Origin of the sequence: Belnapia mucosa, from assembly GCF_016775475.1 — a bacterium.
GTDB classification, from domain to species: Bacteria; Pseudomonadota; Alphaproteobacteria; order Acetobacterales; family Acetobacteraceae; genus Belnapia; species Belnapia mucosa.
Genome location: NZ_JAEUXJ010000006.1, coordinates 200,851 through 221,527, shown reverse-complemented (window position 1 = coordinate 221,527; position 20,677 = coordinate 200,851). Strand labels below are relative to the sequence as shown.

The window sequence follows — 20,677 nt, the reverse complement described above, 5'->3', positions numbered from 1 at the left end:
ACCCCGACGCTTCCCATGGCGGCCCGGCCATAGGCTGCCGGGCGGGCTCTATCCTACATCCTGGGCGCGGATTGCGCTGCGGCTGTTTGCACCGAAGCGTCCAGCGCGGCCGTCCTGGCCGGCGCCGCCCGCCGTCCATCGCCGATCAGCGCGAAGGGCGCCCAAAAGAAGGGATGGCCGAAGATATCCGGCAGCCGCTTCCCCGCCTCATCCAGCAGCAGGAGCTGTGCACCGCGCAGCGAGGTGGCCGAGGACGCTCCGCCCTGTTGCCGGCGGAGCGAGTCGGCAACCGTCAGCGCCGCCGCGGCATCATCCACCGCCCAGTGCGTCACCATCAGCCCGCGCGCGCCGGCATAGAAGAAGGCGCGGGCCAGGCCCGACAGCGCCTCGCCGCCCCCTGCCCCGCCCGGCCCGCCGGTATTGCAGGCCGAGAGGATGATGAGATCGGCATTGAGCTTGAGGCCGAGCAGGTCGCTCGCCTTGACGAAGGCGGAATTCGCATCCGCCGCGCCGGCCTGGGGCGAGACGACGATCGAGGGTTCCTGCAGGCAGGACAGCTCCCCCGGCAGCAGCGCATGGGTCGCCAAATGGATGATCCGGCGCTGGCCGAGATCGGCGGCCCGCAAGGCGGCGGCGGTGAATTCGGCGCCGAGCCGGATGTCCTGCGGCCGCGCTCCGGTCAGACGCTGCGCCTCCTGCACCTCGATCCTTGTGCCCGGCAGTCGCACCAGTCCGGAGGCCAGCCGCGCATCGGCGGCGCAGCGATCCACCGGGAAGCTGCGCACCAGCTGCGCCTGGTTCGGCGGGTTGAAATCGCCGAAGCCGGCATAGGCAAGCGGCGCGGTGGAGCCCGGACCGGCGCCGCGCAGCGTCACCAGGGTCTGAGGCGAGGGCACATGCACCACCGCATGCCGGCGGATCAGCCAGGGCGCGGCGCCGAGCGCATTGGGATCGGCCGGGCCGGTCAGCAGCAGGCCGAAAGGAATGCCGAGCAGCGGCCCGTCCGGCACCACCACCAGGGTCTCGGCTCCCTCCAGCGCCGAGGCGAGCGGCGCCAGCAGCGCGGCATAGAGGGCCTGGGCGGGCGCAGGGTCGAAGCGGCCGGGCCGGCCGCCGGGATCGACCACGCCGGCGCGAAGCGTATTGACCAGCCGCGCCGCCTCGACTTCGCCGAGATTGAGCCGCGCCGCCTGCACGGCGCCGCCACGCACCAGCAGCACCCAGCCATGGTCGCGGCCGAGCAGCATGGTGACCAGCGCCTCCTGCGGCGCCAGGGCCACGGCGACCGCATCGGCATCGACCGCGCTCAGGAGCAGCTGGCGATAGCCCGGCGCGGCCGCGGCGACGGTGCTTTCCGCCTCGGCGCGGGCCTGCTGCGCCGCGGCGATCCGGGCATCGAGGCCGGGTGCGGCGCCAGCATCGCGTTCGGCAAACAGGGCGCGCAGCGCCTGGTCGGCATCCTGCAGCTTGCGCACCGCCTCGGCGACGCGGGCATCGCCACCGGCGGCACCGATGCGGGCGCTGGCCTGCTGCACGAAGCGCACCGTGTTGCTGCGCTGGGCGAGCTGGGCGGCGGCGAAGGCTTCCTTCCGCAGCGCCGGCGCATTGGTCGGGCTTGCCGTCGCCTCGGCATCCAGCACGTCCAGATAGGGCAGCACGAGATTGATCGGCAGCGCGATCTGCCGAGCGCGCAGGATGTCGGCGCCGGCGCGGAAGGCTGCCAGGGCATCGGCGCGGCGCCCGGCCGCGGCCCGCCCTGCCCCGGTCAGGAAGAGGGTCACGGCCTCTGGCCGTTCACCCGGCGCGGCGATGGCGAAGCGCCGGGCTGCCGCCTCGAGCTGCCGCGACGCGGCGTCCTCACGGCCGAGCAAGGCGGAGGCGCCCGCTTCGGTCCGCAGCGAGCGGGCGACGAGCAGGCCGGATTCCAACCCGGTCTGGCGCAGCAGCCGGCGGCTATCGGCGATCAGCGCCGGCGCCGCCGCCCGCTCCTCGCTATTGCGGGCGAGCGCACGGCCCAGATAGCGCCGCACCTCGGACAGGCCGAGCATGGCGGAAACCGCGGCCGGATCGGTGACCACCCCGCCGCCACTGGCATTCCCTTGCAGCATGCTCGGCGGGATCAGCGCGGCATAGCGCGCTTCTGCATCCCGGAGCCGAGCCAGACCGGCCTCCTCCTGCCCCTCCTGGAGCAGCGAGAGCGCCTGATAATGCGCCAGCCGGGCCGTGGCGACCGGATCGGCGGCGCGGGTGGCGAGCGTCGAGGCGCGGGCGAAAAGCGCCCCTGCTTCCTGCACCCGGCCCTGATTGGACAGGTTCAGTGCCAGATGCATCAGCGCCGTCACCGTATCGGGGTTGTCGCGCCCGAGGACGCGCTCCTGCAAGGCCAGGGCAGCGCGATAGGCATCCTCCGCGGCGGCGAAATTCTCCGCCTGGTTCAGCTCCCGCCCGACATTCATCAGCTCTTCGTAGCGGCCGACATCGTTGGCGCTGAAAGCCTCGGCCGCCATCCGGCGCACCGCGATCTCGAGCGCGGCCGAGCGGGCCTGGCCGGGGCCGGCGGCGCTGGTCTGGCCGGCGGCCAGGCCTTCCATCACCGGGGTCGCCGTGGCGACGCCATCGGCCACGACCGGCCCGCCGGGGCCGGCGGCGACCAGCGCGACATGCGGCCAGCCGCCATTCTTGCGGGTGCAGGCCAGGAGCCGGGCGGGGATGCCACCCGACAGCGTCGTCGCCTGTGGCGCCGCGCAGGTGACGCGTTGGTCGAGCCAGGTGCGCCACAGCCCGCCCGAGGCCAGCGCATCGAGCTGCGCCGCATCGCCCGGGCCGCGCAACTGCACCACGCGCGCCGCCGGTTGGGTCCAGCCGCCGCAATAAACCTCGCGGCTGCGGGCAATCGGCAGGTCGGATGGCAGGGCGGTGCCGCGCTGGGCAATGCAATCCTCGCCCTTGGCGTCCTTCCCGGCCGGGTCGCCCGGGCCAGTGGTCGCCGTGGCCGCGACATAGGCGCTCTCCGGCGGCCTGGCACAAGCCGCGAGGGCCAGGAGCGGCAGCAGGATCAGAAGGGGCCGGGCCATGATGCGGGGGCTCATTGGTCGATTTCCTCGGCCACGTTCGGGATCAGCACATCCGAGGTGTTGAGGCGGTTGTTTTCGATCGAGAACTGCGCCCGGTCGCTCGGCCGCGGCGGGATGAGCTGGATCGAGGGCGGCACCACGCAGTTGATCGAGCTCACGACGCAAGCATTGATCCGGTAGCGCTGCAGCGAGTTGGCGTCGATCGGCCGGGTGATATCGGCGAAGCGTGCCGCCTCGGCCCCCTGCGAGCCACCCAGCGTGCCGAAGAGCGACATTCCGCCGCCGGCGCCATGGATCGCCAGCCGGCCGGCATTGATGGTGCCGAGCACGCTGCCGCCATCCACCAGCAGGAAGACGGCGGACTGGCCGGCATTGACGTTGATATTCACCGTTCCCGCCGCGGTGGTCTGGTTGGGCAGGCCGAAGGCGCCAGGCGATTGCGCACCCGGCGCGCTGCGGACCTGGGTCGGCTGCTGCGCGGCGACGACCCCGGCGGTATCGGGTTGAACGATGGTCAGCGGGTTGGCGCCCGGCGCGATGCGCGTGTCGAACAGCACCGCCGGCAGCGGCGTGCCGCGTGGCGTCACCAGGGTCGGCGCGATCCCGGTCACGCCGCCCGGCCCAGCGAAGAGGATCTTGGTGCCGATCGTGACGGTGACGCCATCCGCGGTCAGGACGGCGCTGCCATTGGTCGCGCCATAGCTCCGCGGGTCGGTCGGTGCGGTGCGGCCGGCCTCGAAATCCGCTGTATCGGCATTGACCGTCAGCGTCGTCAGGGTGAGCCCGCCGGTGGTCACCACCCGCACCGTGCCGGTGGCCGAGGGCGCGCGCAGGGTGCTGCTGGTGATGGTCCCGGTGCCGCCCGCCGTCATGTCGATATCGCCGGCGGTGCTGGTGACGGTGCTCCGGAGTACGGCGAGGCTGCCATTCCCCGCCGCCGCCGCCAGGCGGCCGGTGGTGGTCAGCACCGTATCCGTCAGCCCGATGCCATTGCCGGCCGCGAGACCCAGGGTGGTGGCGCTGTCGAGCCGCGCATTGCGCAGGGTTACGGCGCCGCTGCCGGCCGTGATGGCGAGCGTGCCGTTGGTGCTGCGCAGCACCGGCTGGGTGCCGCTGCCGGCATCCATCACCGTCACATCGGTGCCGCCGCGGAGGCTGACATCGCCCACACCGATGATGCTGCCGCGGGTCTGGGTGACCGCGCCTGCCATCGCCGTGACCCCGAGCGTGCCGACGGCCGAGAGCGTGCCATCGGTGATCGCCGCATTGCCGAGCCGGGTGGTGACCGTGAGGTTCCGCCCGGCCCTGAGGCTGTTGCTGGTCAGCGCGAAGCCCGTGCCGGCGCCGATCGTCAGGTCGCGGCCCGCGGTCAGGCTGCTGCCCGTCGCGGCGAGGCTCCCGCCGGCCGTCAACGCCTGATCCGTGGTCGCGGTGATGGTCGTCGCCGTCAGGCCGACCGCGGCACCAGCGAGGATGCTGCCGGAGGCATCGCTGGCCAGGCCAGAGCTGCCGATAGTGACGCCGCCGGTCGTCGCCTGCAGTGTCAGGGCACCGGAAGCGGCGAGGCTGGCATTGTTCAGCGCGATATCGCCCGTATCGGCGGTCGCCGCGATGGCGCCGGCGGTCGAGCGCAGCACGGGCGCGGCGCCGCCGGCATTGGTCACAGTGATGCCGCTGCCGGCCCGGATCGTCACACCCGCGGCGCCGCTGACGGTGCCGCGGATCTGGCTGACCGCACCCGTCCCGGCCGTGAGGCCGAGCGTGCCGTTGGCCGCGAGGCTGCTATCGGCCAGGGCCAGGGCGCCGTTGCTGGTCGATGCCGCCATGGCGCCGCCGCTGGCGAGGGTGCTGGTCCCGAGCGCGAGGCCGGAGGCCGCGGCGAGGCTCAACGTGGTTCCGGCCGTGAGGCTGCTGCCGGTCGCCCCGATCGCCCCGGCGCTGGCGGTCAGCCCGATCGCCTTGCCGGCACCGAGGGTTGCGCTGGCCAGGTTCAGCGCGCCCTGGCTGGTGCTGGCGCTCAGGCTGCCCGTGATGGCTGTGAGGGTCGTGGCGGTAGCGCTGATCCCCTGGGCGGCGCTCAGGCTCTGGTCGGTGCCCGCGGTCAGCCCGGTATTGGCCAGGGTGATGCCGCCCCCGGCGTTCAAGGCAAGGGTGCTGCCGGCGCCGAGGCTGCCGCCGCTGACACCGATCGCGCCGCCTGCCGAGGCGCCGAGGCTCGCTGCGGCCGACAGCGTCGCGTCGGTAAGGGCGATGCTGCCCGACCCGGCCGTCAGGCCGAGGCTGCTGCCGGTCGAGCGCAGCGCGGGCGTCGTCGCGCCAGGCACCGGAATCCCGCCCGTATCGGTCACGGTGATGCCGGTCCGGGCTTGCAGCGTCACCGCTCCGGCGCCGCTGACCAGGCCGCGGATCTGGCGGATTGCGCCCGTATCCGCGGTGAGGCCAAGGGTGGTGCCGGCCGTCAGGACGGCATCGGTCAGCGCAATGTCGCCGGCCGTGCTGGCGAGGCTGAGGCTGCCGCCGCTCGAGCCGAGCGTCGCCGCCGCCCCGCCATCGCTGGTGACGGTGATGCCCGTCGCCGCCTGCAGGGTCACGGCCCCGCTGCCGCTCACGGCGCCATGGGTCTGGCTGATCCCCCCCGTGGTCGCGGTCAGGCCGAGGGTGGTGCCCGCGATCAGGCTGCCGCCATCGATGGCGATATTGGCGGAGGCCGTCGCGCCGAGATTGGTGGCGGAGGACAGGACGGCATTGGTCAGAGCGATTTCGCCCCCCGTTGCCATGAGGCTGAGGCTGCTGCCGGTCGAGCGCAACACCGGCGCGGCGCCGCCGGCACTGGTCACGGTGATGCCGGTGCCCGCCATGAGGGTAACGACGCCGGCGCCGCTGACCGTGCCCCGGGTCTGACTGATCGCCCCCGTAGTCGCGGTGAGGTCGAGGCTCGCCCCGGCAGTCACCGTAGAATCGGTGAAGGCGATAGCGCCGGTTGCGGTGGTGCCGGCCAGCGCCTGCCCGGCCGCGAGACTGGACGTCGTGAGCGTCATCCCGGTCCCGGCCTCCGATGTCGCCGTGCCGCCCGTCGCAAGCAGGGTCGTGGAGAGGAGGGAGACTGCGCCCGTGGTCGCCTTCAGCGCGGCATCCGTCGCGGCGGTGATGGTGGCGCTGGTGAAGACAAGATCGCCGGTCTCCGTGGTGACGGAGACGGAACCGCCGCTGGACCGCAGGCTTGGCATGGAAGGCCCAGCGAGCGAGACGGAGATGCCGGTCGCGGCATGCAGCGTCAGCGCCCCGGCCGCCTGGAGACCGCTGGTGTTCAGAAGGATCGCGCCGGTGCTGGCGGTGACGCCGAGGCTCGTGCCGGCGGTGACTTTGGAGCCGGCCTTGAGGGCGATATCCCCCTGCCCGGCCGCGGCGCCGAAGCTGCCCGCGGTCGCCTCCAGGGTGGAAGAGGTCACGGTGAGCGCGCCGCCCGAAGCCAGCGCGAGGTTGGTCCCGGCCGTGGCCGTGCTGGCGGTGATGTCCATCGTGCCGGCGCTGCCACTGGGGCCGCTGCCATGCACGGTGGTCAGCGTCATGGCGCCGCCGGCCTGGAGGGTGGCGCCAGTGACCGAGAGATTGCCGCCCTTGGTCCCATCCGTCCCCGCCGTGACCGTCAGGCCGGTCTTGGCCGAGACGGTCAAGCCGATGATGGCGATGGGCCCGGCGGCGTTCAGCAGGCTCAGCGCACCACCCGTCGAGCGCAGCAGATTGGTGCCGCCGCTGGAGAGGGAAATGCCGTCGCGGGCGGATAGCAGCACATCCCCAGCGCCGGTGACGCTGCTGCTGCCCTGGGTGATCGCCCCTGCCTCGGCGCGGATGTCGAGCGCGCCGCCGGCCCCGATCGTGGCACCGGTCAGTGTGACCTTGCCGGCGCTGGCCTTCAGGGTCAGCGCATCGCCGGCGAGGATGAGGCTGGTGACCGACAGCCCCTGGTCTGCCTGGAGCACCGCGCTGGTCGCGATCGATGTTGTGCCATCGACGGTATAGGCCAGGCCGCGGATCGTGCCGCCCTGGATGCCGGTGCCGAGCAGACCGGTGGTCGTGCCGAAGAAGCTGAAATCATTCGCCTCGGTCAGCGTCACCGTCCCGCCGGAGGCGATGCGCAGCGTCCCGGTCGAGATCAGCGCGCCGCTGTCCTGGGCGATGGTGCCACCGGCAACCAGCCGCACCGTGCCGCCGGGGGCGCTGATGCCGCCGGTTGCCGTCACGCCGCCGATCGTCGCCACGGCATTGGCCAGGCGCAGATTGCCCGCCTGGGTGATCGCCACCGTGCGGCCCGTGCCGGCGCTGATGGCATTCACGAGGAAGCTGTTGCCGGCATTGTCGAGCAGCACATCGCCAGCCGCCGCAGCACGCACCGCACCTGCGAGGATTGCGCCGTTGCTGCCCTGCACCGAGCCGGTGGAGAACAACTCCAGCGCCTCGGCGCGCGCCGCATTGCCCTGGAGGTTGACCGAAGGCGCAGCGCCCTCGGTCGTCAGCACGATATCCCCGGCCGTCGCCGCCGCGAGATCCGTGCGGCTGCCGATGCGCAGGATTTTCGCCGCCGTCGGATCGAGCGAGGCCCCGCCGCCGAGCAATGCCAGCTCGGCCGTGTTGAGCGACAGGGTCCCGGCCGCGCTGCCACCGAGCGTGACCTGGTAGCCCACCGTCTCCGGCAGGACCGCGATGGTGCCGAGCGGCGCCCGCACCGGGGCGCTGATGGCAAGGTCGTTGGTCTGCAGGATGATGCCCTGGCCGCTGCCGACCAGGATCGCATCGCCGGTCGCCGAATATCCGGCATCGCCCGGGGTGCCGCTGCCCGCCGCCACCGTGACGGCAGCCGTGGAGCCATTGCGGAAGGTGAAGCCGCCCGGCGCCTGGATGCCGGCCAGCCCGCCGATGCGGTTGGCCGACTGGCCCGCCGCGCCGCCTGGATCGAGGCTGATCGCGCCGGTCTCGGAGGTTGCCGCCAGCACCGGCACGACCAGCCGGCCCGTTGCCTCGGTGATGGCGCCGCGGCCGAACAGTTCCAACCGCCCGATGCGCGCATTGGCGCCGGTCGGGAAATCCGCGAGATCGACATTGCCGGCGATGCTGATGCTGGCGAGGTCGCTCCGCCGATCCGGATTGTCGGCCCGGCCGAAGCGCAGCGTGCCGGCGGCACCGGTCTGGAGCAGCGCCAGTTCGGCGCTGTCGAGAGTGATGGTATTCGCCGCGCTCGCCCCGCTGGCGCCGCCGAGGACCAGGGCGATGCTGCCGTCCCGCGTATAGGGCGAAAGGGTGATGATCCCGCCGCTGGTCTGGAGATCGGCGGTGAGCGCGAAGTCGTCGGCGAAAAGGCGCAGGCTGCGATTGGTGCCGGCCTGGATCAGCCCCGTCACCTGCAGCGGCGTGGCCTCGCTGGCCAGGGTGAAGTCGCCGCCCGCGGTGAAGCCGGCGATGGCACCGACGGCATTGCCGGAGCCGTGCGCCGCCAGCGCATTCGGCAGGCTCACGCCATTGATGAGGGTGACGCTGCCGCCCGCGAAGCCGGTCAGCACAGGGGCGATGATCCGCCCGCCCACCGTCTGGGCAATATGGCCGAGGGTCTTGCTGCCGTCGTCGCTGGCCTGGAGGGTCAGGACGGTCCCGGCGTTCAAGGTGCTGCCGGCAAGGCCGAGATCGCCGCCGGCACCGACGCCGGCCGCGAGGGTCATCGCCCCGCCCGCGGTCAGGCTGCTGCCCGCCGCCTGGATGCTGCCACCAGCGCTCGAAGAGAGGCTTGTGACGGCGGTGAGGCTGCTTCCGGTCAGGTCGATGCCGCCGGGGCCGGCTGCGGTGCCGTCGCGATAGGCGGTGAGCGCGATGCCGGCCCCGGTGCCCGCCGCCCCGGTGATGCCGAGATTGCTGCCCGTGATCTCGATCCTGCCGCCCGTCCCGCCGCTGGTGCCGGCCTGGAGTGCAATGGCGGTCCGCGCGGAGAGCGTCGCGCTGCTCAGGCTCAGCGGGCCGGCCGCGGTGGAGAGCGAAAGAGCATTGCGGGTCGCGGTCAGGCTCGGCGCCGTGCCGCCTGCATGCGAGATGGCGATGCCCGTGGCCGCTTGCAGCACCACATCGCCTGCCGTCGTGGTGCCGCCGGTGATGCTGCCATCGATCTGGGCGATGCTGCCGGACAGCGCCGTCACCGTCAGGCCGCCGCCTGCCGACATGGCCGAGTTGGTCAGCGCCACGGCGCCATCCGCCTTGAGCGCCAACGTGGTCCCGGCCGTGAGCGACGCGGAGCTGAAGGTGATGCCGGCGCCGGAGCCGAGGGTGGTGCCCGCGGTCAGGCTGGCGTCCTTCGCGACCGCCAGGGCCGCATTGGTGATACCAATCGCGCCCTGTGCCGCCGTCAGCGTCAGCGTATCGCCGGTCGAACCCAGGATGGGCGTGACGCCACCATTGCCGGTGACGGTGATCGCCTGCTTCGCGTCCAGCAGCACGGCCCCGGCGGCGCTGGTGCTGCCGCGAGTCTGGGTGATGCTGCCCAGATCGGACCGCATGGTGAGCCCGGCGCCGGCCGAGAGCGTGGCATCCGTCGCGCTCAGATCGCCGCTCTTCGCCCGCAGGGTCAGCGCGCCACTGGCCGTGATGCTGCTGCCGGCGCCGAGCGTCAGGCTGGTGCCGGTGCCGGCGGTGCCGACCATCAGCACGACATCCGTGCCGGTGATAATGCCGGGGCCGGTCAGGGCTGGCGGGCCGGCAGTGCTCTGGAGGTTGTTGATGGCCCGCGCCGCATCGAGCGTGACGCTGCCGCCGGTGATCATGCCGAGATTGGTGATGATGCCATTGCCGGCGGTGGAGCCGGTGCCGCTGTTGCCGCTGGCGGTCAGGGTGACGCTGGTATTGGATTTCAGGGTGCCATCATTGCGGATCTCACCGCCCGCCGAGGTCAGGGAGAGCCAGCCTCCCTTGCCGTCGATGCTGCCGCTGACGCGAATGTCGCCGGCTGCAATCACCATGGCCTGGCCAGGCTGGTTCCCGGACGCGGTGATGCTGCTGCTCGTGGATTGGACGACATTGCCGAAACTGGAGACGATGGTGAGCGCATGCCCGGAGGTGATGCTGCCCCCAAGGGTAACATCACCGTTGCCGTTCAAGGTGACCGTCGCTTCCGCTGTAATCCTGCTGCCGGCCAGGGTGCCGATGGTACCGCCTGACCCGAGCCCGACATTGGCGAGCGAGGCATTGTTCCGTGCATCCAGCACGGCCGTGGAGGTCAGGCTGATCGTCTCGGCACTGACCCCGATGTCACGCCCGCCACTGGCGCGGCTGGCGTCCAGAGTGCCAATGATCAGAGCCGATCCGGCATTGATGCCGATATTGCCGTAGAAGTCCGCGCCCATGCCTTCGGCCGCGAGGGAGGCCGGATCCTGGGCACGGATGGTGCTGCCGGCCGCCAGGGCAAAAGCGCCTGAGCCGGCATTCAGCGTCACATCACCTCGCCCCGCCTGCACCAGAACCGATTTGGCCGGCGCCGTATCATCGCCGATGATCAGGCCCACGCCGCGCAGCGCCACTCGTGCCGTGTTGCTGCCCGTGGCGGCGCTGGCCAGCACATCGCCGCGCACCGTCAACGCATGCCCGCTAGCGATGCGGACGCTGCCGCCGGTGGCGGTGACGGCGGTGATATTGCCCGCCCCGACCCGACCGAGATTGTCAATCAGGTTGACGCCCAGGCCACCGCCATCCAGCAGCTCGAGCACGAAATCGCCGGCCGTCGCCGTGCCGGTCAGCGTCGCGACCGCGACCTTGCCGCCGGTCTGGGCCACGCTCTGGCCTTGCAGGTCGAGCACGGCCGCGCTCGCACTGCCACCGGTAAGCAGCACATCGCCATAGACGGTGATATTGCCCGCGGTCGGCGCGGCGCTGCCGTCGCTGCCGATCCGCAGCGTCCCGGTCCCGGCATGGAGCAATCCGATCTCGGTGCTGTTGAGGTAGAGGCCGGCGCCCAGCGCGCCCTGATCGGTGCCCAGCCCGACCGCCCGGCTATTGCTATAGGGCAGCAGGTTGAGCGCCAGCAGATTGCCGCCGGTGCCGCCCAGCGCCGCGTTCAGCGCCAGGTCATTCGCCTGCACCGTCAGCGTCCGGCCGGCACCGGCCGTGATCGGCGCATTCACCGTCAGCGTGCCCGTGGTGGCGATGCGGATATCGCCGCCCGCCGACAACCCATCCGTGGTGTGGCCGGGGGCGAGGCTGGTGGTGATGGTGCCGATGCTGTTCGCCTCACCGAGCGCGATGGCATCTCCGGCGCCGCTCCCGGCGACCGCCGCCAGCCTGGCCACGCCGACCGTGGCGCCGGACCGCTGGCTGATGCCCGCGCCAGAGCGCAGGTCGAGGGTAGTCGAGGCCCCGTTGATCGTGACCGCCCCGGCGATGTCGATTGCGCCGCCCGAGAGCGTGCCGATGACCAGCCGCGCCGCATCGACGCGGCCGAGCGCATCGCTCGCCAGCAGCAGTGCCGAAGTCGGGCTGGAGCCGCCGATCTGCGCGCCGCGCGCCGCGGTCACCGGCCGCAGCTCGACCCGTCCGGCGGCACCCGCGGCTTGGATCAGTGTATTGGCGATATCGCCCGCGCCTGTCGGCGAGAGGGCCATGCTGTCGGCCGAGAGCAGCAGCAGGCCGGAGCCGCCCGAACTGCCGACCGCCCGCAGCACCACCTCATTGCCGCTCGGCCCGGCCTTGATCGCCTTCCCAGCAGCCACGGCGATATCGATATTGCCGGCGATGATGCCGGTGCCGCCATTGCGGTCCAGCGCCAGATCGTTCGCGCTGCGCAGCGTCAGCGTCCCGGCGGCAGTGCCGGCCGGGCTGGTCTGCCGGAGATCCGCAGCGCTCAGCCAGTCGATCGTATTGCCGGCGGCATCGAGCGTCGCATCCCCGCCATTGGTCGTCAGCACCAGCCTTCCGGCATCGACCAGCCCACCCGAGGTGGTGATGCCCGCACCGAGCGCCGTCGTCCCGAGGGAGACCACCGTGCCGCGCACCGGCCCAGCCAGGGTCAGCGTCGGGGCGATCAGGCTGACGCTGCTGGCCCGGGCCGCGCCCGCGGCCGCAGCGCCATAGACCGTAAGATTGCGGCTGCCAGCGAAGCTGATGACGCCGGGTGCCGTCGCGGTCAGCGCATCCACCGCGTGCAGCCCGCTGGTCAGGCTGATCTGGCTAGAAGCAGTCCCGGTCAGCGTGCCGATATTCAGCGCACCCGACGCCGTGTCACTGATCGTGCTGCCGGCCAGAGTCAGGCTGGAGACGCGCACGCCACCCACGGCGCTGCCCGCATCCACCGGTGCCGCGCGGAAATCCGCCGCGCCGGAGACGAGGACATTGCCGGCGCCGGTGGCGGCGATGTCGAGCGTCGCCGCCTGCACATGGCCGAGGCTGGCATTGGACAGGTGCACGGCACCCAGGAGGGTACTGCCACCCAGCTCGACGGATATGTCTGCACTATAGGGACGCAGCTGCACCGTGCCGCCGCTGGTGGCGACATCGGCATTGAAGACCATGCCATCGGCCGTGATGGCGATGGTCTTGCCCGCCCCGGCCAGGACGGCGGCATCGAGGGCGATTGCCTGCGCATTGGTCAGCGTGATCGCGTCGCCGGCGATCAGGCCTTTGGCGGAATCCGCAGTGCTGCCGGTGATGCTGCCGATCAGGTTGGCGCCGCCGAGCGTGATGGCGCCACCCGTCGCGGTCGCGGTCAGCTTGCCGACCTCGATATGGGTCGCGCTGTCCTGGCTGATGCCGGTGGTGGCGAGCAGTTCCAGCGTGCCGACTGTGCCCAGGCTCAGATTGGTGCTCAGGGCCAGGCCGGAAGAGCCGGTGCCCGAGATGATGAGCCGGCCCGCGGTGATCTGGCCCAGAGTCGCGGCGCTCAGCCTCAAGGCCGCCGCGGTCGCACCGCCGATATCAACTCCGGAATGGGCGGAGAGCGGCGCGACCGTCACCCGCCCGGACGTCCCGGCACTGATGGCCGCCGTGGCGGCCAGCGCGTCGGCCGAGATAGCGATCAGGTTGCCGGCATTGGCGCCGGCGAAGCCGACCGCCTTGCTGATGGTGATGTCCGGCCCGATGAGCGCGATGGTGCTGCCCATAGCCGCGCCGATGCCGCTGCCCGCCGCATGCACATCCATGGCGGTGCGCGAGAAGAGGGCGACGCCGCCGGTCGTGGAACCTGCTTCGACCTTGCCGATCGAGTTGCCGGTGGCGAGGTCGTTGGCGGTGGCAAGCGCCACGGCGCCACCCGTCGCCCTCGCGCTCAGCACGGGTGTGGAGATGACGCCGGCCGCGGTCTGGCTGATGCCGCCGGCGGTCGAGGTCAAGGCAAGGCTGGTGGTGGCGGTGAGGCCGCCGGTGAGGCTGAGGCTGCCCGCCTTGAGGCCGACCACGCTGCCGCTGGTGCCGGTGACGGTCAGCGCGCCCGTCTGTTCAAAGCGGATGCCATGGCCGCTGGCGCTGAAGCTCGCGCTAGTCACGGCATTGCCGGCCATGTGCAGGTCGATGTCGCCCCCGGTCGCCGATGCGGTCAGGCTCGCCGAGGATACCTTGCCGATGCCGCTGCTGAGGATGCCGCCATCCGTACTGGTCAGGCCGAGGCTGGTGGTACCGCCGACCGCGTCCGTTATGGTGAGTGACTTGCCGGTCAGCACGACGGTCTTGCCGCTGACCATGCCGAGGCTGAGATCGAGGCTCGATACGAAGGCGATATCGCGCCCCGCGGCGCTGATCGCCGCCTGACCCACCTTGTTCGCCAGCGTCAAGGAGACATCGCCAGAGGTAGCGCTGACGGTGAGTTGCGGCGTGGTGATGATGCCGGCACCACTCTGGACCACATCGCCCGCGGTGGAGGTGAGAGTCAGGCTGCCGGTGCCGCCGACCGCGCCGGTGAGGTTGAGCGAGGCGGCGCTCAGCACCACCTCGGTGCCGCCCGCGCCCGTCACGGTCAGGGCGCTGGTGGAGGCGAAGTTGAGAGTCGTCCCCGCCGTCAGCCCTGCCGTCGCCACGGTATTGTTGAGGCCGAGGCCGACCGCCGTTTTGGCCAAGACCGTCAGGCTGCTCGCGGTGATGATGCCGGTGCCCGACTGCTGAATCGTGCCGGCACTGCTGGTGAGCGAGACAGTCGCGCCTGTGCCCCCGACCGCGCCGGTCAGGCTGATATCGCCGGAGTTTTCGATCGTGATCACCGGCGCCAAGCCACCACCGGTGGCACGGGCGATGGTGAGGGCCGCGGTATCGTTCAGGAAGCCGATGCCGGCCGAGGAGCGTGCCGAGAGGGTGCCCACCTTGTTGGCGACGGCGTTGAGCGTGATGGCCCCTGCATCGCCGCCGCCCGGAGCCGCGATGGTCAGCACGGAGGCCGTGATCTTGCCCGCTGCCGTCTGGCTGACCGTCCCATCGGTCAGCAAGCTCACGCCGCGGCCGGTCAAGTTTACCGCGGCCTCGACCGAAATGGCCTTGCCGGCATCGGCGACGATGTCGAGACCGGTTGCCAAGCTGGCGACATCCGCAGCGACCATGCCGGTGACCGTCACGCCATTGGCGCGAATGGTGGAACCGCCGATGGTCGTCTCGCCGACCCGGAGTGTGCCGGCGATGAGCCGCGAACTGTCGAAACTGCCGGGGTCGATCTGCAGCGAGCCGGCACCGCCGGCGCCGAGGCTGACGCTTGCGGCACTGGTCCGCGGCCCGATCTCGACCGTGCCGGAGGTGCCGGCATTGATGAGCCCACCCCAGAACAGGCCATCGACACGGAGCGAAATCGTCCCGAGCATGCCCGCGGTGACGACGGCGGCTGCCGGCACCGTCAGCGTGCCAGCCGTGATGGCGATGTTGCTGCCGATGGCCCGGGTCAGCAGCAGGTTGTTGCCGCCATTGTTGAAGTTGACGGCCGCGCTCGACTGGATGTCGATCTCACCGACCGCATTCACCAGCGTGCCGAGCCCGACCGCCCCGCTGGTCGGGCCAGAGCCCGACTTGTCCTTGATGGTCAGCGTGGCGGCGGTGATGACACCGGCGCCCGATTGGTTGATATCGCCACCGGCCAGGATGAGCACCTCGCCGGTGGCCCCGGCATCGAGCGCACCAGTGATGGCCAGCTTGCCGCCCGTGGTCAGCCTGGCGCCATTCGCCGTCCAACCGGTGATGATGAGATTCGTCGCGTCATTGGCGAAGCGGGCGGGGGTCAGGCTCGTCGAGGCGAGGTCGAGCGACTTGACCGCATTCTGCGCCGTATCGAGCAGGATCGCGCCAGCCGTGGCGGCGCTACCCGTACTGTCGCGAATCGTCAGGGAATCCGCGGTGATAATGCCGCTGGCAGTCTGGCTGATCGTCCCATCGGCATTCAGCGCAACGCTGGACCCGCTCCCGCCGACCGCGCCCTGCAGATCGATCCCGCCCGTCGTCACGAGCTTCACGCTGCTGCCCAGCGCCTGCGCCACGATCAGGCCGGTGCTGCCATTGCCGAAGCTCAGTGCCGTCTTCGCCACCGCGTCGAGCGTGCCGACCGTATTGGCTTGGTCGAGCGTGATGGCACCGCCACTCGAATTGGCGATCAAGGTGCCGACCGTGATCGCAGTACCACTGGCCTGGGTGATGTCGCCGCCCGCGGTCAGTTCCAGCGTGTTGCTGGCCAACGTTAGGTTGCTGCTGACCGTCATTGCCCCGGTTCCGGTGGCGGCGATGGTCAACCGCTCCGCCGTCACCTGCGCCAGCGTCGTCGTGTCCAGCAGCAGCGCGCCGGCAGTGGAGCCGCCGATATCCACGCCTTTGTCAGCCGAGAGCGGCGCGATCGTCACCCGCCCGCTGGACCCGGCATCGATCGCCGCCGTGGCCGTCAGCGAATCCGCGATGAGGTTGATGCGGTTGGCGCTGTCCGCCGCCGCGAAGCCGATGGCATGCCCGACCGTAATCCCGGTCGCCTTCAGCCCGATGGTCGCGCCGCTGCCGGCAGTGACGCCGCCCGCCAGGACCGACATGGCGATGCCGGAGGTGACAGAGATGCCGTTGCCGGCGCCGGTCGCAGTCGCCGTGAGACCGGCGATCTGGTTGCTGCTGCGATCGAGGCTGATGGACCCGCCCGTGGCGGTCGCGCTGACGGAGGCCGCGGTGATGACGGACGTGCCGCTTTGGGTGATGTTGCCACTGGAGGTGATGGTCACTGCCGCACCCGTGGTGGCGACCGTGCCGGACCCGCTGCCGCCCACCGTGCCGGACAGGGTGATCCCCTTGCCGCTGGTCAGCGACACCGCCGCGCTGTCGCCACTGGTCACAGCCTGCGTGACCGTCAGCGCAGTCGCGCCATTGGTGAAGCTGAGATTGCCCGCCGACTTGGCATCCATCGTCCCGACGACATTGGCTTGGTCCAGCATGACGCTGCTGGGCGCCGCGCCGGTCGCCCCGGCCACGGTCAGGGTGGCGGCGGTGATCAGGCCAACACTCTGGCTGATCGCGCCATCAACGTTCAGCGTGACCAAGGCGCCGGCCGCGCCCACCGCGCCGGCCAAGGCCAGTGCCCCTTGGGTTTTCAGGGTAACGTCGCTGCCAGCCGCCTGGATGATGGTGAGCCCGGCGGAGCCATTGTTGAAGTATAGCGCGCCGCTGACCAGCGCATCGAGCGAGCCGACCTGGTTCGCGGCCTTCAGATCCGCGGATGCTGCCGCTCCGAGTCCGTTTGCCGCACGGATGACAAGGCTGCCAGCGGTGATGGTAGCCAAACTATCCTGGCTGATCGCACCATCGGCATAGAGTTGCAGCGTATTCGCCCCGACATTCACCGCCGTCTTGATGGTGATGTTCTGGCCCGCCTGCAGCGTGACCGTGGCCGCGGCATTGTCGAGATCGGACGCGCGGATCTTGAGAACGCCGCTGCCACCGGTGGTGGCGGTGATGGTGTTCAGCGGTGCGCCGGGATCGGCAACCGGCACATCGGGATCGGAATCGGCGACGATCGTGATATTGGTCGGGTCAAGCAGGATGGTGCCGCGCCGTCCGGCATTGGCCCCGACATCCACCTGCGCCGCGATGGTCAGAGCACCCTGCCCCGACAGCTCCACCAGCCCGCCATCGCCGCCCTGCCGCCCGCCGCGGGCCTGGAAGCTGCCCCTGGCGGTGGTCTCGGTGCTGGAGTTGACGGCGATGGTGCCGCCATGGCCGCTGGTGCGCGCATTGGCCCGGATGCGGGCGCCGGCCTCGAGCGTGGTCCGCGCGCTCATCTGCTGGTTGCGGCCGATGCCGGTGGTGCCGACCAGCACCGTACCGCCGCCAGTTCCACCCGAGGCGCTGACCCGTGCCGCGGCGCCCACGGTGGTGGCGCTGCTGCCGCGCAGCTCGATTCGCCCGCCCTGCCCCGTCGCGCCGCCCGTCACCGTGACGGTGCCGTCCACCCGGACGCCGCCGCCCTCGGCCCGCAGCGCCACCTGGCCGGTGCGGCCCTCCGCGGTATTGGCGCTGATGCGGCCGGTGTTGCGGACCAGATCCTCGACCAGGCCCGAGGCCGCATGGGCGGAGATCAGGACCGAGCCGCCATTGGCCTCGATCACGCCGCTATTCGTCACCAGCGCCGCGCCGCCCGGCGTTGCCTTCACCGCCTGGGTGACATCGATCGAGAGCAGCCCGTCGCCCGCGAGGTCGAGGCTATAGGTCTCGGCACCCTGGAGTGCAACGCGGCCCAACCGGGCGCGGATGGTGCCGGAATTGGCCACGCGCGGCCCGACCAGTGCCGCGAGGCCGCGATCGGCGACCGTGATGCTGCCATGGTTCTCGACCGTTGCGCCGGGCTTCGGCGCGCCGTCGAAGACCATCCGGCCGGCCATGAAATTCTCGTTGGTGATATTGGCCGCGCTGGCGATCAGGCTGCCGACATTCACCTGCGCGCCCTGCGCGAAGACCACTCCCGACTGATTGACAACCGCGACGCCGCCATTGGCCGTCATCCGCCCGGCGATGACCGAAGGATCGGGCCCGGTGACGCGGTTCAGCGTCCAGGAGGTGGCGCCCGGCTGCTGGAAATTGACGCTGGCCTTGGCGCCGATATTGAAGCTCTGCCAGTTGATCGCCGCCCGATCGCTGCCCTGCTGCACCTGCATCGCCGTGCCGGATTGCGCAATGCTGGCGCGTCCCGCGGTGACCTGCCCGCCGGTCGGCAGCGCATTGGGGGCGACACTCTGGGCCAGGGCGCCGGTCGCCGGCAGCAGCGCGGTGGTGCCGAGCAGCCAGGCCCGCATCAGTCCGGGGCGCGTCCAAGCAAAAGCGGCCATCAGACCCAGTCTCCATAGACCCGGCAGGTGCCGGGAATGCGGCACCACGCAGTCACGCGATCAGAACTTCACCAGGGTGCGGAACAGCACCACCGTGCCATGCAGCGATTCGGCTGCGGCGCCATCCGGGCGCTTGACCTCGCGGTAGACGGCTTCGAGGTCGAACTGCACGGTGTCGTTCACCACGGTGCGGACGCCGCCGCCCCAGGAGGAGAGGCGCCGGTTGGCGTCGTTCGGCCGGTTCTCGACAGCGCGGGCGATGTCGCGGAAGGCGTAGAACTGCGCGGCGACGCGGCCGGCGCCGAATTCCTGCGTCGTCGGCAGGTCGAAGGCGAGGTCGTATTGCAGCTCGATCGCCAGGCCCCAGGCCTTGTCGCCGGTGACCTGGCCGGCATAGTAGCCGCGCCCCAGCCGATTGCCGCCGAGATAGAATTTCTCCGCCTGCGGCAGGATGTCGTCCGTCCACTGCCCGGCAAACAGGCCCTGCACGCTGATCATCTGCCCCTCGCCCGGGGAGAAGAGCGGCTGGGTGCGCTGCACTTCGCCATTGATCTTGGTGAAGCCGAAATTCTCCGCCCCGCTGCGTCCCGAGAGCGGATAGCCGTTCCGCGTCGCGCCGAGCCCGGTGATGCCCTGGCCCACGCGGAAGCTGCCGAGATTGGTCGCCGCCGGCAGGAAGGGAATCCAGCTATCGAGCAGCTGCCCGTCGAGGCCGACGCGGAAGGTGCGGATGGCGTCGCGGCTGGCCCGCGCCCGGCCGCTGGTGCCGGTCTCCACCACGCCGTCGAAGACGTCGAAGCTGCTGACGGCAAACAGGTTGACCGGCCGGCTGCGGATGATCGGGTAGTTGGCGGAGATGCCACCCACCTGCGTCTCGCCGTAATAGCCGAGCGCGCGGAGGCTGCCGGAGGGTCGCGTCTGCCCGCTGCCGGCATAGAGCCGGACCCGCAGGCCGGAGCCGCCGACGAAGGCCTCGACCGAGCCTTGGGCGAACCACTGCGTGCTGTCCTGCGCGCCGAACAGCGAGAGCTCCGTGCGCTCGCCGAATTCGGTGAAGGAGTTCAGCCCGCCGACCAGCAGCCCCTGCCAGGGCCCGACCAGCCGGTAGCCGCGGTTATCGACGTTCAGGTAGCCGCTGTACCAGCGGCGCTCGACCTGGGCGACGAGCTGCAGCGCGCCCGGCTCGGTCGCCAGCGGCCGCAGCGTGCCGCGCACCGTGAGGCCGGGGATGTCCTGCGCCAGCAGCAGCGCCCGCTCGATCGCCGCAGTGCTCACCGGGCGCTGGCCGATCAGCCGGTTCAGGAAACGCAGCACCTGGGTGCCGGCAGGGCCGATGTCGCCCTCCAGCTTCACCTCGGCGACGAAGCCCTCGACGATGGCAAAGTTGAGGTCGGCGACCGTGCCGCGACGGGTTAGGCCGGCATTGACCGAAGCGAAGGGATAGCCCGCTTCACGATAGGCGCGAAGAATATTGAGACGAGCCTCCTCCAACCGTGCCAGCGGGATGGTGGTATTGGCGAGGCCGGCAATCGCCGGGGCGAGCTGGTTCGGCGTCAGGGCCTTGGCGCCGCTGATCCGCACCTCGCCGATCGGCACCTCGGCTGCGGCACCAGGGCCGGTCTGGGCCTGTAGCGGCGGACCCTCGACATTGGGCTGGAGGCGGACCGGCGGCGCCGGGGCATTGAGCTCGACCGGGTTGCGCAGCGCCGGCTCGAGCGGGGCCCGCACCGCGCCGGCTCCCTGGGCATGCGCGCCGTCCGCGACGACAAGGGCGGCCGCCGCACCGAAAGCGACCCGAAACAAGCGCATGCAGCGACGCCCCCACCACGTCGTAACCTCACAGGTAGTTTAATCGCTTTGTTACCGACCGAGAAGCGATTTTGGCAGCCATGGGTTGAAAAGCGTCCGCTTTCGCATTACGCGATATGCGTACCGAGAAATGTCTGAAAACCGAAACGTGATGGGCGAGACCGCCGGCTTCACCCATCGGTCGGGCTGGCCTTGCCGCGGCGAATCCCGGAGGATGCCGGCCATGGCAGGATGGCAGGATCACCCGGACGCCCCGATCGAGACCGAGCAGCAGGGCGATCCTGCCCCCGGCCTGGAAGGTCTGCCGCGCATGGACCTCGCGCCGGTCGAGACGGCGGTGCCGGCCATGATCGACCAGGCGCTGCAGGGCCCAGTGGTGCTGACGCGGCATGGGCGGGAGGCCTTCGTCCTACTGCCGCTCGATATCTATCGCCGGCTCTGGGGTGCGGCCCCTCGGCCGCCGGTGGTGGATGTGGAGCCGCCTGAGAAGGCTTGACGAAGGCGGCGGCC

Annotated in this window: 4 protein-coding genes; 1 reads left to right on the top strand and 3 read right to left on the bottom strand. The window is 71.1% G+C overall.

Annotated features, from left to right (window positions below):
* Window positions 1–53: 53 nt before the first annotated feature.
* From JMJ55_RS16320 to JMJ55_RS16310, 3 genes are read right to left on the bottom strand one after another with little or no spacing between them, the layout of a single operon-like run.
* Window positions 54–3,089, bottom strand: coding sequence for a CHAT domain-containing protein (locus JMJ55_RS16320; protein ID WP_202826642.1), 3,036 nt, complete (start codon window positions 3,087–3,089; stop codon window positions 54–56).
* Window positions 3,086–18,358 carry a two-partner secretion domain-containing protein gene (locus JMJ55_RS16315; protein WP_202826641.1) on the bottom strand — a complete coding sequence of 5,091 codons (15,273 nt, stop codon included), beginning with the start codon at window positions 18,356–18,358 and terminating at the stop codon, window positions 3,086–3,088. The genes JMJ55_RS16320 and JMJ55_RS16315 overlap by 4 nt, the downstream gene beginning before the upstream one ends.
* Before the next feature lie 60 nt (window positions 18,359–18,418).
* Window positions 18,419–20,167: a ShlB/FhaC/HecB family hemolysin secretion/activation protein gene (locus tag JMJ55_RS16310; RefSeq protein WP_202826640.1), complete on the bottom strand. Its 1,749-nt coding sequence runs from the start codon at window positions 20,165–20,167 to the stop codon at window positions 18,419–18,421.
* Window positions 20,168–20,390: 223 nt separating this feature from the next.
* Here JMJ55_RS16310 and JMJ55_RS16305 point away from each other — a divergent pair, with 223 nt between their 5' ends.
* The gene (locus JMJ55_RS16305; protein WP_202826639.1) at window positions 20,391–20,663 is read left to right on the top strand and encodes a type II toxin-antitoxin system Phd/YefM family antitoxin; all 273 of its coding nucleotides are present in this window, start codon (window positions 20,391–20,393) and stop codon (window positions 20,661–20,663) included.
* Window positions 20,664–20,677: the final 14 nt, after the last annotated feature.